This is a genomic window from Streptomyces sp. NBC_00086, assembly GCF_026343255.1.
Classification (GTDB): Bacteria; Actinomycetota; Actinomycetes; order Streptomycetales; family Streptomycetaceae; genus Streptomyces.
The window spans coordinates 7216321-7229910 of record NZ_JAPELZ010000001.1; the positions used below are offsets into that span (position 1 = coordinate 7216321).

Genomic DNA, 13590 nt, shown 5'->3' on the forward strand with positions numbered 1-13590 from the left:
CGGTCTCCACCGTCTGCGCCGTCTCCCGTGGGGGCCGATGGCGCGCATGGCGGGCCGGCGGACCCTGTTCGCCGGCCCGGTCCTGCTCGTCGTGACCTTCGGGGTGTTCGCGGTCGCCGCGCTCTCCCCCTTCGACCCCGTCAAGGCGTACGCCGGCACCGCCGGGCTCACCGCCTCGCAGGCCGGACTCGACCAGCTGCGGGTGAACCTCGGCGTGGACCAGCCCCTGCTCTCGCGCTGGTGGGAGTGGCTCACCTCGGCGCTGACCGGGGACCTCGGCACCTCCGCCGTCATGCGCCAGCCCGTCTCCGACGTCATCGCGCAGCGGCTCGGCTGGTCGGCGCTGCTCGCGCTGTGCGCCTTCGCCGTCGCCGTGCTGCTGGGCACCGGGCTCGGCGTCCTGGCCGCGCGGCGCCAGGGCGGGCGCCTGGACCGGGCCGTCTCCGGGCTCGCGTACACCCTCGAAGCGGCCCCGGCCTTCTGGCTGGGCCTGCTCGCCATCTGGTTCTTCTCGGTGCGCCTGGGCGCACTGCCGTCCGGCGGCCTCACCGACGCGGGCAGTGACGTGGTCACCGCCGGGCAGGTGGCCCGCCACCTGGTGCTGCCCGCGCTGGTCCTCGGCATCTCCCAACTGCCCTGGTTCTTCCTGTACGTCAGACAGGGCGTGGCCGACGCGCTGGAGGAGGATCCCGTACGGGGCGCCCGTGCGCGGGGCCTGGGGGAGCGGCGGGTGCTGCTCGGCCACGGCCTGCGCTCCGGCATGCTCCCGATGCTGACCCTGATCGGGTCGCGGGTGCCGGAACTGATCACCGGCGCGCTGCTGGTGGAGACCGTCTTCAGCTGGCCCGGCATCGCCGCGGCCACCGTCGAGGCCGCGACCTCGGTGGACTTCCCGCTGCTGGCCGCGCTGACGGTCCTGGCCACGGCCGCCGTGCTCGCAGGGAACCTGCTGTCCGACCTGCTCTACGGGCTGGCGGACCCGAGGGTGGGCTTCGATGGCTGATACGACCGCGACGACCGGAGCGCAGCTCTGGCGGTCCCACGGCCGTGACCGGAGCTCCACCCGGACCCTGCGGGTGCGGACCTCGGCGGTGATCGTCGTCCTCATCGCGCTGGCGGTCCTGCTCGTGCCACCGCTGGTCCAACTCGACCAGCAGGCTGTCGACTTGTCGGCAAAGCTGCTGCCGCCCTCCTGGGCCCACCCCTTCGGCACCGACGACGTGGGCCGCGACCTGCTGCTGCGCTGCGTGTACGGGCTGCGCGTCTCGCTGCTGGTCGGGCTGGTGGCCGCGCTGGTCGCCACCGTCCTCGGCACGGCCGTCGGCGCGCTCGCCGGGGCGCTCGGCGGGTGGCCGGACCGGTGCGTCATGCGGGTGGTGGACGCCCTGTCCTCGATCCCGCACCTGCTGCTCGGCATCTTCATCGTGGCGATGTTCCGGCCGGGGGTGTGGCCGGTGGTCGTCTCCGTGGCCCTGACCCACTGGCTGTCCACGGCCCGCATCGTCCGCGCGGAAGTCCTCTCGCTCCGCTCGCGGCCCTATCTGGACGCGGCCGTCTCGGGCGGCGCCTCGCGGTGGCGGGTGACCGTACGCCACCTCGTGCCCGGAGTGCTGCCGCAGGCGGGGCTCGCCGCCGTGCTGATGATCCCGCACGCCATGTGGCACGAGTCGGCCCTGTCCTTCCTGGGGCTCGGCCTGCCGGCGCACCAGGCGAGCCTGGGCAACCTGGTCCAGACGGCCCGCGGATCGCTGCTCGCCGGCGACTGGTGGCCCACGCTCTTCCCCGGGCTCCTCCTGATCGTCCCGACCCTGGCGATCGCCGGCCTCGCGGGCGCCTGGCGCGAGCGCCTCAACCCCCGCCGCCGATCGGAGCTGACGCTGTGAAGAACCACACCCCTTCGGCGCCGGAGGCGGAGTCGGCCGTTGCCGTGCGGGGCCCGGGGCAGGGCTCCGCACGGCCGGTCCTCGAACTGGACCGGCTCTCCGTGCGGTTCCGGATGCGCGCAGGCCGGTACGTGGAGGCCGTCACCGACGCCACCCTCGCCCTGGCCCCCGGCGAGTGCCTCGCCCTCGTCGGGGAGAGCGGCTGCGGCAAGTCCGTGCTCGCCTCCGCCCTGCTCGGACTGCTCCCCGGCAACGCCGAGACCGCCGGCTCGGCCCGGCTCGCCGACGGCACCGACCTGCTCGCCCTCGACGAGCGCACCCTGGCCCGGTCCATCCGGGGCCGCCGCGTCGCACTGGTGCCGCAGAGCCCGGCCGCGCACCTCACCCCGGTCCGCACCATCCGCTCCCACCTGGAGGAGACGGTCCGCGAACTGACCGGGGCCGCCAAGGCGGAGCTCCGGGACGCCGCCGAAGCCGCGGCCCACCGGGCGGCCTTTCCCGCCACCCACCTCGACCGCCATCCCCACGAGCTCTCCGGCGGGCTCGCCCAGCGCGCCGCCACCGCGCTCGCGCTGATCGGCGACGCGCCCCTGCTGCTCGCCGACGAGCCGACCACCGGCCTCGACCGGGACCTGGTCCACCGCACCGTCGACGAGCTGCGCGCCCACACCCGGGACGCCGGCCGGGCGCTGCTGATGATCACGCACGACCTCGCGGCGGCCCACCGCATCGCCGACACCGTGGCCGTCATGTACGCGGGCCGCATCGTGGAAACCGCCCCCGCCGAAGCCTTCTTCGGCGCTCCGGGCCCCCGCCACCCCTACGCGCGCGGACTCCTCGACGCCCTCCCCGAGCGGGCCTTCACCCCCATCCCGGGCGCCCCGCCCGAGCTCGGCGCGCTCCCGCCCGGCTGCGCCTTCGCCGCCCGCTGTCCGCGCGCGGACTCCCGCTGCCGGGCCGAGCGGCCCCCGCTCACCGAAGGGGTGGCCTGCCACCATGCTTGAGCTCACCGCCGTCACCGCCGGCTACGACCGCCGGGCCCCCGTCGTGCGCGGTGCCCACCTGAGCCTCGCCCCCGGCGAATCCCTCGGACTGCTCGGCCCCAGCGGCTGCGGCAAGTCGACCCTGGCCAGGGTCGCCGCACTGCTGCACCGGCCCGAGCACGGAACCGTGGCCTTCGACGGCCGTGCGGTGACCGGCTTCCGGCACCGCGCGCCGCGCGCCCTGCGCACCTCCGTCGGCATGGTCTTCCAACAGCCCCGGCTGGCGGCGGATCCGCGGCTCAGCCTGCGCGAGCTCGTCGCCGAACCGCTCCGGGCGACCGGCCGGCGTAGCGAAATCGACTCCACCGTCCCCGAGTTGGCTGACCGGGTCGGACTGGGCACGGACCTGCTCGGCCGGCGGCCCCACGAGGTCAGCGACGGCCAGCTGCAACGGGCTTGTGTGGCGCGGGCCTTGGTGCTCCGGCCGCGCTGGCTGGTGTGCGACGAGATGACCGCCATGCTCGACGCGTCCACCACCGCCGCGCTGGTCGGAGTGGTCGAGGAGTACCGGGCGGAGTCCGGCGCGGGCCTGCTGGCGGTCGGGCACGACCCCGTACTGCTCGGCCGCTGGTGCGGGCGAACGGTCCACTGGGACGAGATCGTCAAGGACTGAACGCCGGTCACGGACCGTCAACACCCGTTTGGCGGACACGAGTTTGGCCCGAAGGGCCCTCCCGCTGCGCCACCATGACGGCGCGTAAGGAGGTGTTCCGATGGTGATCTCCCTCTCCGTCCTCGTCCTGCTCCTCGTCCTCGCATGGATCTTCATGCGCGGCGGCGGCCTCAAACTGTCGCACGCGCTCGTCTGCGTCCTGCTCGGCTTCTATCTGGCGAGCAGCAGTCTCGCGCAGACCATCCACAACGGGGTCTCGGCCACGGCGAACGTGGTCAGCGGGTTCAAGCCCTGACGCCCAGTCAAATGATCGACTGTTGCGCCTTCGTGAATCATCCGGCTCTTCCATGGACTCCTCAGGCAGTGCGATCTAGCGTCTGGCCCCGGCGCGATGTCAGACGCAATGTCAATAGAAACCTCGGACCACCGAGGACAAGGGAGGAAGTCCGGATGTTCCGAAGAGCGCTGAACTGCGCCGTGGCGCCGGCTCTCGCCGCATGTGCGGTGTTGTACGGGGTCTCGCCGGCCGCCGCCGAGGAGATACCCCTGGCCCCTGGCCACCGCCTGATCAGCCATTACGACGGCGCCCCGGCCGCCGCCGCGCCGCTGCCCGGGGAAGCCCCGCCGCAGCACCCCTTCCTCGCGCCCAACGGCCGCAGCGGCATGCACTCCGACGCGGCGGGCAGCGCCACCTCGCCCTGGTCGGGACCGCTCGGCAAGAACCCGAAGGTGGCCAGCGAGAAGATCGCCGCCCTCGGCGGCGAATGCGCCACCGCCACCTTCGACTCGGGCGGCCGGCTGGTCACGGTGTGCGGCACCTTCGGCGGCTTCAAGGTCAAACTGCTGGAGCCCCGTACGCTCGCCACGCTCGCGGAGTACCAGCTCCCGCAGCGTTCCTCGACGGTCCAGGCGATCACCTCGCTCGACTTCTCGAAGATCTTCAAGGACACCTCGGGCGGCGCCTACTTCTACCTGGACAACCAGGACCGGGCGGTGCTGGCCGACTCCCGCCAGCACATCCTGAGGCTCTCGCACGTCCGGAATCCCGATGGGGTCTGGCAGTTCAAGGTCGACAACGACTGGGACCTCACCGGCCAGGTCCCGCACGACTGCGTCGACTGGACCAACCTGTGGCCCACCGGCACCTGTGACCCGGTCACCTCGGTGATGCCGGACTGGAACGGCCTCATCTGGTGGGTCACCCGCCAGGGCCGCGTCGGCACCGTGGACCCGGTGACCTCGGTGATCCGCTCGGTCCGGCTGGCGGGGGAGGAGATCCAGAACTCCTTCTCGGTCGGCGAGGACGGGGTCTCCATCGTCACCGACCACGCGCTCTACAGCTTCACCGCCTCCGCCGACGGCACCCCCGTCGTGCAGTGGCGCCAGACCTACGACCGGGGTACGGGAACCAAGCCCGGCTCGGTCAACCAGGGTTCGGGCACCACCCCGGACCTCTTCGGCAACGGCTACGTCGCCATCACCGACAACGCCGACGACCGGATGAACGTCCTGGTCTTCAAGCGGGGCCTGGACGTGCCCGAGGGGCAGCGGCTGGTGTGCAAGGTCCCGGTCTTCGGGTCGGGCGCCTCCACCACCGACAACTCCCTGATCACCTGGGGCAACAGCATCGTCGTCGAGAACAACTACGGCTACGAGAACGTCACGTCGCTGGTCCTCGGCAAATCGGTCGTCGGCGGCGTCAGCCGCATCGACGTCCGCGCCGACGGCAGCGGCTGCGACACGGTCTGGCAGAGCGCGATCCGCTCGCCCTCCGTGGTCCCCAAGCTCTCCACCGCGAACGGGCTGCTCTACTTCTACGAGAAGGAGCCGAACGTCTGGGGGATCGACGCCTGGTACCTCACGGCCGTCGACTTCCGCACCGGTGAGCGCCGCTGGCGTCAGCTGACCGGCACCGGCCCGCTGTACGACAACAACTGGGCCCCGATCACGCTCGGCCCCGACGGGACGGCCTACGTCGGCGTCTTCAACGGCATCGTCTCGGTCCGCGACGGCGGCTGAACCCCGGCGCCGAACCACGGCGCCGGGGCATCGCGGGGGCCCGTCCACGGGACGGGTCCCCGTTCAGGGCAGCCGGAACCCGGTCGTGCGCGGCCCGGCGAAGGAAGCGGTGAGGGCGGGGGCGGCCACCAGGAAGGGGCGGGCCCAGGTGGACCTCCGGCGGGGCCTGCATGCACCGCGCACGAGCGGGCGGCACCCGCTCCGGCCGTGGGGCCGGGGCGGGTGCCGCCCGGGTGGTGCTCAGGGTGCCGGGGGCGTCAGCTCACCTGGAGGGTGACGTCGTCCACGACGAAGGAGGTCTGCAGGGAGGCGTCCTCCAGGCCCTGGAACTTCAGCGTGACCGTCTGGCCGGCGAACTGGGAGACGTTGAACGTCTTGAGCTGGTAGCCGGAGGCCGCGTTCACGTTGGACAGGGTCGTCAGCGTCTGGCCGCCCACCGAGACCGTGAAGGTGTCGTAGACCGTGTTCTCGGTCTCGGCGGTGTCGATGTGCAAGTAGAAGCCGAGCTGGTACGAGGAGCAGCCGGTCGGGATGGTCACGGACTGCGAGGCGCTGTCCGTGCGGGCCGAGCCGTAGCCGTTGAGCCAGGCCTTGTACGTGCCGCCGTGCGGGGTCTGGCCGGCCTGGTTGGTGATGACGTTCGTGGTGGTCGTCCACGGGGTGGTGCCGCTTTCGAACCCGCCGTTGGCGACGAGCTGGCGCGGGGTGCAGGAGGGGCCGGTCCCGGTGACGGTCAGGGTGTAGGTGGTGGTGTGGCTGACCGAGCCCGCGCCGGTGACGGTCAGGGTGTAGGTGCCGGGCGCGGTGCTCGCGCCGACCTGGACGGAGAGCGTGGAGGAGCTGCCCGACTGGACCGAGGTGGGGCTCAGCGAGGCGGTGGTGCCGGCCGGGGCTCCGGTCACCGACAGGGCGACGGTCTGGGCGGCGCCGCTGGTGGTCGCGGTGTTGATGGTGGAGGTGGCGGTGCCGCCCTGGGCGGCGCTGCCGGTGGCCGGGGAGGCGCTGATGGAGAAGTCCGGGCCGGGGGTGGTGCCGCCGACGGCCTGGTTCCAGACGGTGTAGGCCACGCCGTCGGCGCTGCGGTCCAGGACCGTGGCGCTGATGTTGTTCGTGGTGTCGCAGGAGGCGTGGTAGCAGGGGTCGTACGCCGCGTTCGCGGTGCCGCCCCACTTCGTGGCCTGCGCCGAGGTCTTGCGGGCGCTGGCGCCGGCCGCGTAGCCGGAGGTGGGGATGCCGCCCTGCTGGAAGGAGTAGTCGTCACTGCGGCCCTGGCCCTCGGTGTTCTCCTCGGGAGCGAGGTTCAGGGAGGTCCAGTAGGCCTTGAGCGGGGCGGCCGCGGTGGAGTTGACGTTGTTGATGAAGTAGCCGCCGTTGGTCGAGCCGACCATGTCGAAGTTGTAGTAGGCCTTGATGGCGGACTTCTGGGTGCTGGTGAGCTGGTTGACGTAGAACTTCGAGCCGTTGAGGCCCTGCTCCTCGTCGGTCCACCAGGCGAAGCGCACGTGCTTGGTCATCGTCGGGTTCTTCTGGGCGAGGACGAGCGCGTTCTCCAGCAGGGTCGCGGAGCCCGAGCCGTTGTCGTTGATGCCCGGACCCGCCGAGACGCTGTCGAGGTGCGCGCCGAACATGATCGTCTGGTCGGCGGGGCCGCCGGGCCAGTCGGCGATCAGGTTGTTCGACGGGTAGGTGCACGAGCTGCAGTTCTGCTCGGTCACCGTGTAGCCGGCGGCCTGCAGCTTGCCCTTGATGTACGCCACCGAAGCCGTGTAACCGGCGCTGCCCGCACGGCGGTTGCCGCCGTTCTGGGAGGCGATCGTGTTGAACTGGGTCAGGTGCGCCTGCACCGCGGCCACGTCGATGTTCGGCGCGCCGGGGTTGGGCGTGGTGCCGCCGACGGTGAGCGCGTAGTCGACGGTGTGCGAGAGGCTGGTGCCCTGGCCCTTGACCACGACGGTCGAGGAGCCGGGGGCCGCGTTGGAGGAGGCGGTCAGCGTCAGCGTCGAGGACTGTCCGGACTGCACGGTGGCCGGGCTGAAGGAGGCCGTGACCCCGGCGGGCAGGCCGGATGCGGTGAGGGTCACCTGCTGGGCCGTGCCCGTGGAGATGGCGGTGGCGACCGTGGTGGTGGCCGAGGCGCCCTGCTGGACGGTGCCCGAGGAGGGGTTCAGCGCCAGCGTGAAGTCGCTGTTCTGGCCGCTCGGGGTGCAGGTCGGGTCCGCGGTCTGCGCCGGCACGCTGATGGCGTCCCAGGCGGCCTTGGTCTTGGTGAACAGCCCGCAGGTGGTGTCCAGCGACTTGGCGGAACTGAGCGTCGCCGTGCGGTACTTCTTGTAGGACATGCTGGAGGTCTTCAGCAGCATGCCGCCGTAGAAGATCTTGCCGGCGTTCTGGATGCCCACCCCGGTCAGCGTGGACTGGTTGCAGGTGCTGCTGTTCGGCTTGCCGCCGCCCGGGCTGGTGCCCTCGGCGAGCAGGTAGAACCAGTGGTTCAGCGGGCCGGCGGCCGCGTGCACCTCGGTGCCCGGTATCGCGGAGCTGTAGCAGGCCGGGTCGTTGTTGACGGCCGGCGGGTTGTACATGTTGCGGATCGGACCGTTGCCCACGAGGTTGATCATCTCGCCGACGGTGTAGTCCGGAGTGTCGTACGGGGAGGGCTCGTTGATGAACGCCTCGGTCAGCGCGCCGAAGATGTCACCGGTGGCCTCGCCGAGCCCGGACTCCTGGCCGCTGGTGCCGCCGGGGGTGTTGGAGTCGATGGCGTGCCCGTACTCGTGGGCCACCACGTCCACGCCGGCGATCCACTCGTTGGCGTTGTTGTGGCCGATGGTGACCGTGCTGCCGTCCCAGTACGCGTTCACGTCGTTCAGGCCGACCTTGGCCGGGAAGCTGCGGCCGCTGCCGTTGACGCCGTTGCGGCCGAGCCACTGGCCCAGCATGTCCCACTGCTTCTGCGCCGCGAACATCAGGTCCACGCAACCGGTCTCCTTGGAGGTCGGGTTGCCGGTGCCCCAGGAGTCGGTGGACTTCGAGAAGACCGTGCCGCTGCTGTAGTCGGCGCAGCTCAGGCCCGTCCGGTTCGGGTCGCGCAGGGAGTACGTGCCACCCGAGGCCGTGGTGTCGATGGTCAGCGGGTTCGGGCCGTTCCACTTGCTGTTGCCGCTGCCCGCGACCACGTCGTCGAAGCTGTCGACGAACTTTCCGGTGCGGGCGTCCACGAACACGTGGAGCTTGCTGGGCGCCTTGGCGGTACGGCCGATCAGGACGGTCTCCCAGGCCAGCACCGGCTTGTCGTCCTTGATCTTGACGACGAGCCGGCTGCTCTCCACCTTGTCGGTCTTGACCTGCCGGCCGCGCGAGAGCGCCTCGGCGGCCCGGGCCGTGACCGTCGCCGTGGTGGACACGTCGATCACGGTGGCGGAGGCCGACTGGAGGGCGCGCACCCGGCCCTGCCCGTCGGCGAGGACGACCGCGTCGCCGCCGACGACCGGCAGGCCGCGGTAGCTGCGCTCGTACGCGACGGAGTAGAGGTCCTTGACCCAGGGGGTGACCAGGCGCCGGTCGTACTGCTGCTGCGGGGAGTTGACCAGGCTGTCGAGCCCGCTGCGCACGGCCGCGTCGGCCGCGGCGACCGCCCGTTCGGCAGCGGTGGGCGGGAGGGGATCCGCGTTCTGCGAGGCGGTGGCGGTGGTGGCCAGCGTGCCGGCGAGGCCCGTGGTCAGCACCATGGCCGTGAGGGCGGCCATCCATCTGGTGGGCTGCAAGAGTCCACTCCGATCGTGTGGGGGGGATGGAACGGGGAGGTGAGGCGAAGGCGGGGAAAGGCGGGAAGGCGGTCTGGCTGTTCGCGGCCGAGTATGGGCGTGTCCATGACGAGATCGGGACATCCCTGCGGGCATAAGACCGGCGTTATGGCGGCGGCGGATGGCGCTGCGTAAGCTGCCCGGATGCAGCTGGAGTTGAGACATCTGCAAGCCGTCTGCCAGATAGCGGAGACCGGAAGCCTGGGGGGCGCGGCGCGGATCCTCGGGGTCTCCCAGCCGGCGCTCTCCGCCCAGCTGCGCCGGATCGAGCGGGTCACCGGCGGCGAACTCTTCGTCCGGGGCCGGCTCGGGGTCGAACCCACCCCGCTCGGCCAGTTCGTCCTGGCGAAGGCCCGCCGGGTGCTCAGCGAGATGGACGCCCTCGGCTCCGAGGCGCGGGCCCGGACGGCAGACGCCCCACTGCGCCTGGGCTGCATCCTGCTGGTGCTGATCGACGGACTGATCGCCCGGCAGGACCTGGTCCTGTCCGGCCGGGAGATCACCGTGGACATCGAGGACTCGGTGACCGCCCTGGTACGGATGCTCGGCGCGGGCCGCTACGACGTCATCGTGTACGGCGAGGTGAACGACCACGAGGTGCCGCTGCCCGCGGGAGTGACCGCCCGCACCCTGGTGTCCAAGGAGCCCTTCTGCATCCGCATGTCAGCCCGCCACCCGCTGGCCCGGCTGGAGGCCCTCGACCTCGCCGACCTCGCGGACGAGCAGTGGATGACCCTGGTGGAGGACGACGACGGCGGACCCGAGGCGCTGGTCGAGGCCTGCGCCAAGGCGGGCTTCGTCCCCGCGCCGCGCTACCGGATCACCGACCGCATGATGCAGTACGACCTGATCTCCGCGGGCCGCGCCATCTCCCTTAGCCAGCCCACCGCACCCGCCGTCGCGGGCACGGTCATGCGCCCGCTGATCGGGTCCCCGGTGACCGGGCGCATCCGGCTCGCCTGGAACCGCTCGACGGTCTCGGCCCGCCAGGCGGAGCTCTTCTACCGGTCGGCGGTCTACGCGTACCTGGCCAATGTGGACAACAACGCCTTCCACCGCACCTGGTGGGACGAGCATCCGGAAGCCCATCCGGCCCTGGACTGACGTCATTTCATACTCCGTACATGGAATGTGTATTCCCCTCGATTTACGCTCTCCGCATGGCAGTGACCGCCACACCATTGGTGCGGTAGGGGGCCCCTTCGGAGAGCAGGAGGAAATACCCATGAGTAAGAGAGCCCGTACGCAGGTCAGTCGCAGAGGATTCCTCGCCGGCACCGCGGCGGCCGCGGCCGCCGCCACCGTGCCCGCGATCGCCCAGGCGGCCGCGGCCCCCGCGGCGGCATCCGCGGCCCGCCCGAACATCCTCCTGATCGTCACCGACGACCAGCCCAAACAGACCGAATGGGCGCTCCAGAAGACCATAGGCTGGCTCGCCGGCCAGGGTGTGAAGTTCAACCACGGGCACGTCACCACCCCCCTGTGCTCGCCCTCCCGCTCCTCGGTGTTCTCCGGCCGCTACGCCCACAACCACGGGGTCCGCAACAACGCCTCCTCGGCCGTGCTGGACCAGAACACCACCGTCCAGAGATATCTGAAGCAGGCTGGATATCGCACGGGCCTCTTCGGTAAATACCTCAATTCCTGGAACATCGCGGACGCGCCGCCGCATTTCGAGGAATTCGCGCTGCTCCAGCCCGGATACGTCGACGCCAAGTGGAACGTCAACGGAGCCGTCCAGACGATCAACGGCTACACCACGAACATCATCAAGAACCGGACGCTCGGTTTCGTGGACAGGGCGGCCACCGACACCCGGCCGTGGTTCGCCTACGTCACCCCGTACGCCTCGCACGGGCCCCGCACCCCCGAGCCCAAGTACGCGGGCACCCCCGTACCCGAGTGGAACGGGCGCCCCTCCGTCACCGAGGCCGACCGCAGCGACAAGCCGCCCTACATCCAGGACGCCACCGGCACCCTCGCCGACGGCCGGCGGATCCGCGCCGAGCAGCTGCGCACGCTCCTGTCGGTCGACGACGCGGTCCAGGCCTTCAAGGACAAGCTCGCGGCCACCGGTCAGCTCGACAACACCCTCGTGATCTACATCGGTGACAACGGCTTCGGCTGGGCCGACCACGGCTGGACCGCCAAGTCGGTGCCCTACAGCCCTGCCCACGAGGTGCCGTTCTACCTCTCCTGGCCCGCCGGAGGCCTCGGCGCCGGCACGGTGGACAACCGCATCGTCGCCAACATCGACATCGCGCCCACCATCCTCGACGCCGCCGGAATCACCCCGAACACCCCGCAGGACGGGGTCTCGCTGCTGGGCACCCACAGCCGCGACCATCTGCTCGTCGAATGGTGGAAGCAGGGCACCGGTGCCGACCACCGCACCTGGTCCTCCTACGTCGCCAAGGACAAGCAGTACGTGGAGTACTACAAGCTGCACACCGATGCCAACGGCACGGTGTCCGGCACCGGAGAGGTCACGTTCCGCGAGTACTACGACCTCGCCGCCGACCCGCACCAGCTGGTCAACAAGCTGTACCAGGCCACCCCGACGCAGGAACGGAACCTGGGCATCCCGGCCCTGGCCGCCCAGCTCGCCGCCGACCGGGTCGGCTAGCCGCAGGGCCACCCAGTCCTACGGCCTCCGGCCGGGCGCGCCGCCCCGCGCCCGGCCGGACCGCGTCCATCCCGCACGTTCACCGGAGCCGCTGTGTCCTCTTCGTACCCCTCCTGCTGCACCCCGGGCCACGTCGCCCCGGCCGGTGCCCTCACCCTGCTCGCGGCGCCCGCGGTCCCCGCGCCCCGGCCCGTACGCGGTCTGCTCGACCTGCCCGGGGGCCGGTTCCTCATGGGTACCGAGGCGGCGGACGGATTCCCGGCGGACGGGGAGGGCCCCGTCAGGGAGGCGGAGGTGGCCCCCTTCCGGATCTCGCCGACCACGGTGACGAACGCCCAGTACGCCACCTTCGTCAAGGCCACCGGGCACGTCACGGAAGCCGAGGACTTCGGCTTCTCCTTCGTCTTCGCCGGCCTGCTCGCGGCGGAACTCGCCGACACCGCACCGGCCGTGGAAGGGGTCCCGTGGTGGCGAGCGGTGTCCGGGGCGAGCTGGAAGCGGCCCGAGGGGCCCGGCTCCTCCATCGCCACCCGGCAGAACCACCCCGTCGTGCACGTTTCGTGGAACGACGCGGCGGCCTACTGCGCCTGGTCCGGGACCAGGCTGCCCACCGAGGCCGAGTGGGAGTACGCGGCCCGCGGCGGCCTGGAGCAGCGCCGCTACCCCTGGGGCGACGAACTCGCGCCGGGCGGACGGACGATGCTGAACATCTGGCAGGGCGACTTCCCCACCCTGCACACCGGACCCCGCCTCGGCACCGTCCCCGTGAAGTCGTACCGCCCCAACGGCCACGGCCTGTACAACGCGGTGGGCAACGTCTGGGAGTGGTGCTCCGACCCGTTCGCCCCGGGCCATCCCTCCCGCGCCATGCGCGGAGGTTCCTTCCTCTGCCACGACTCGTACTGCAACCGCTACCGGGTCGCGGCCCGCAGCTCCAACACCCCCGACAGCTCCACGTCCAACATCGGTTTCCGGGTGGCTGTCTGAGGTCGGGTCAGTTCGTCTGGACGGCGAGACCGGTCACGTGATCGGTGACCATGTCCAGGATCTCGGCGGCGGCCTTCTCATCGCCGAGGACCAGGAAGTTCAGGGTCACCCCGTCCGTCATGGCCGCCAGGTAGCGGGCCAGCACGGCCACCGGCACGCTCAGCTCGAACGGCGTGATCCGGCGCAGCTCTTCGAGCAGCTCGGCGTACGTATCGCAGTAGGACTCGTACTGTTTGCGCGCCAGGTGCCCGAACTCCGGCTGGCGCAGCGCGTACTGGGTGAGCTCGTAGGTGAGCATGTGCGCGCCCGGACTGGCCACCACGTGGTCCCAGTACGCCTGGAAGCCGGCCCGGATGGTCTCGCGGAGCGTCGGCCTCGGCACGATCGCGGCCTTCACGAGGGTGACGTAGTGCGCGGTGATCGTCTCGATGACCGACTCCAGCAGCGCCTGCTTGGAGTCGAAGCAGTAGTGGAAGACGCTCAGGGAGACGCCCGCCTCGGCGGCGATGGACCGGGTCGTGGTCCTGGACACCCCGTCGCGGGTCATCGCGCGGATCGCCGCCTCCGTCAGCTGCCTGCGCCGGTCGGTCAACGGCATCCGTGCCATGTACGGGTTCCC

Annotated in this window: 11 protein-coding genes; 9 read left to right on the plus strand and 2 right to left on the minus strand. The window is 71.3% G+C overall.

Annotated elements, in window-relative coordinates; translation table 11 throughout:
- The first annotated feature begins 37 nt into the window (after window positions 1-37).
- The 6 genes from OG276_RS32765 to OG276_RS32790 all read left to right on the plus strand — a co-directional run bounded on the left by OG276_RS32765 (window position 38) and on the right by OG276_RS32790 (window position 5558).
- Window positions 38-1003 (plus strand): ABC transporter permease, encoded by a 966-nt coding sequence (locus OG276_RS32765; protein ID WP_266910892.1) that lies wholly within the window; start codon window positions 38-40, stop codon window positions 1001-1003.
- Window positions 996-1883 (plus strand): ABC transporter permease, encoded by an 888-nt coding sequence (locus OG276_RS32770; RefSeq protein WP_266910894.1) that lies wholly within the window; start codon window positions 996-998, stop codon window positions 1881-1883. Before OG276_RS32765 ends, OG276_RS32770 begins: the two co-directional genes overlap by 8 nt.
- 113 nt (window positions 1884-1996) lie before the next feature.
- Window positions 1997-2887: an ABC transporter ATP-binding protein gene (locus tag OG276_RS32775; protein WP_266913314.1), complete on the plus strand. Its 891-nt coding sequence runs from the start codon at window positions 1997-1999 to the stop codon at window positions 2885-2887.
- Window positions 2880-3539, plus strand: a complete 660-nt coding sequence (locus tag OG276_RS32780; protein WP_266910896.1) for an ABC transporter ATP-binding protein — start codon at window positions 2880-2882, stop codon at window positions 3537-3539. The genes OG276_RS32775 and OG276_RS32780 overlap by 8 nt, the downstream gene beginning before the upstream one ends.
- A 100-nt stretch (window positions 3540-3639) precedes the next feature.
- Window positions 3640-3834 carry a hypothetical protein gene (locus OG276_RS32785; protein ID WP_243341740.1) on the plus strand — a complete coding sequence of 65 codons (195 nt, stop codon included), beginning with the start codon at window positions 3640-3642 and terminating at the stop codon, window positions 3832-3834.
- 155 nt (window positions 3835-3989) lie between these two features.
- Entirely contained in the window at window positions 3990-5558 is a 1569-nt protein-coding gene (locus tag OG276_RS32790) for a hypothetical protein (protein WP_266910899.1), read from the plus strand.
- Between the two features lie 257 nt (window positions 5559-5815).
- On the opposite strand, the gene OG276_RS32795 is transcribed toward OG276_RS32790, so the two are convergent.
- Window positions 5816-9283 carry a M28 family peptidase gene (locus OG276_RS32795; RefSeq protein WP_266913316.1) on the minus strand — a complete coding sequence of 1156 codons (3468 nt, stop codon included), beginning with the start codon at window positions 9281-9283 and terminating at the stop codon, window positions 5816-5818.
- Between the two features lie 219 nt (window positions 9284-9502).
- Here OG276_RS32795 and OG276_RS32800 point away from each other — a divergent pair, with 219 nt between their 5' ends.
- The 3 genes from OG276_RS32800 to OG276_RS32810 all read left to right on the plus strand — a co-directional run bounded on the left by OG276_RS32800 (window position 9503) and on the right by OG276_RS32810 (window position 12971).
- Window positions 9503-10462: a LysR family transcriptional regulator gene (locus tag OG276_RS32800; RefSeq protein WP_266910901.1), complete on the plus strand. Its 960-nt coding sequence runs from the start codon at window positions 9503-9505 to the stop codon at window positions 10460-10462.
- Between the two features lie 121 nt (window positions 10463-10583).
- Complete coding sequence (locus OG276_RS32805) at window positions 10584-11984, plus strand: sulfatase (RefSeq protein ID WP_266910903.1); 1401 nt, start codon at window positions 10584-10586, stop codon at window positions 11982-11984.
- Window positions 11985-12140: 156 nt separating this feature from the next.
- Entirely contained in the window at window positions 12141-12971 is an 831-nt protein-coding gene (locus OG276_RS32810) for a formylglycine-generating enzyme family protein (protein ID WP_266913318.1), read from the plus strand.
- Between the two features lie 7 nt (window positions 12972-12978).
- On the opposite strand, the gene OG276_RS32815 is transcribed toward OG276_RS32810, so the two are convergent.
- On the minus strand, window positions 12979-13578 hold the full coding sequence (locus tag OG276_RS32815) for a TetR/AcrR family transcriptional regulator (RefSeq protein WP_266910905.1): 600 nt from the start codon (window positions 13576-13578) through the stop codon (window positions 12979-12981).
- Window positions 13579-13590: the final 12 nt, after the last annotated feature.

Excerpts from the sequence above, each read along its gene's own strand:
- OG276_RS32765 (WP_266910892.1), top strand. The coding sequence starts at position 38 with ATGGCGCGCATGGCGGGCCGGCGGACCCTGTTCGCCGGCCCGGTCCTG.
- OG276_RS32770 (WP_266910894.1), top strand. The coding sequence starts at position 996 with ATGGCTGATACGACCGCGACGACCGGAGCGCAGCTCTGGCGGTCCCAC.
- OG276_RS32775 (WP_266913314.1), top strand. The coding sequence starts at position 1,997 with ATGCGCGCAGGCCGGTACGTGGAGGCCGTCACCGACGCCACCCTCGCC.
- OG276_RS32780 (WP_266910896.1), top strand. The coding sequence starts at position 2,880 with ATGCTTGAGCTCACCGCCGTCACCGCCGGCTACGACCGCCGGGCCCCC.
- OG276_RS32785 (WP_243341740.1), top strand. The coding sequence starts at position 3,640 with ATGGTGATCTCCCTCTCCGTCCTCGTCCTGCTCCTCGTCCTCGCATGG.
- OG276_RS32790 (WP_266910899.1), top strand. The coding sequence starts at position 3,990 with ATGTTCCGAAGAGCGCTGAACTGCGCCGTGGCGCCGGCTCTCGCCGCA.
- OG276_RS32795 (WP_266913316.1), bottom strand. The coding sequence starts at position 9,283 with ATGGTGCTGACCACGGGCCTCGCCGGCACGCTGGCCACCACCGCCACC.
- OG276_RS32800 (WP_266910901.1), top strand. The coding sequence starts at position 9,503 with ATGCAGCTGGAGTTGAGACATCTGCAAGCCGTCTGCCAGATAGCGGAG.
- OG276_RS32805 (WP_266910903.1), top strand. The coding sequence starts at position 10,584 with ATGAGTAAGAGAGCCCGTACGCAGGTCAGTCGCAGAGGATTCCTCGCC.
- OG276_RS32815 (WP_266910905.1), bottom strand. The coding sequence starts at position 13,578 with ATGGCACGGATGCCGTTGACCGACCGGCGCAGGCAGCTGACGGAGGCG.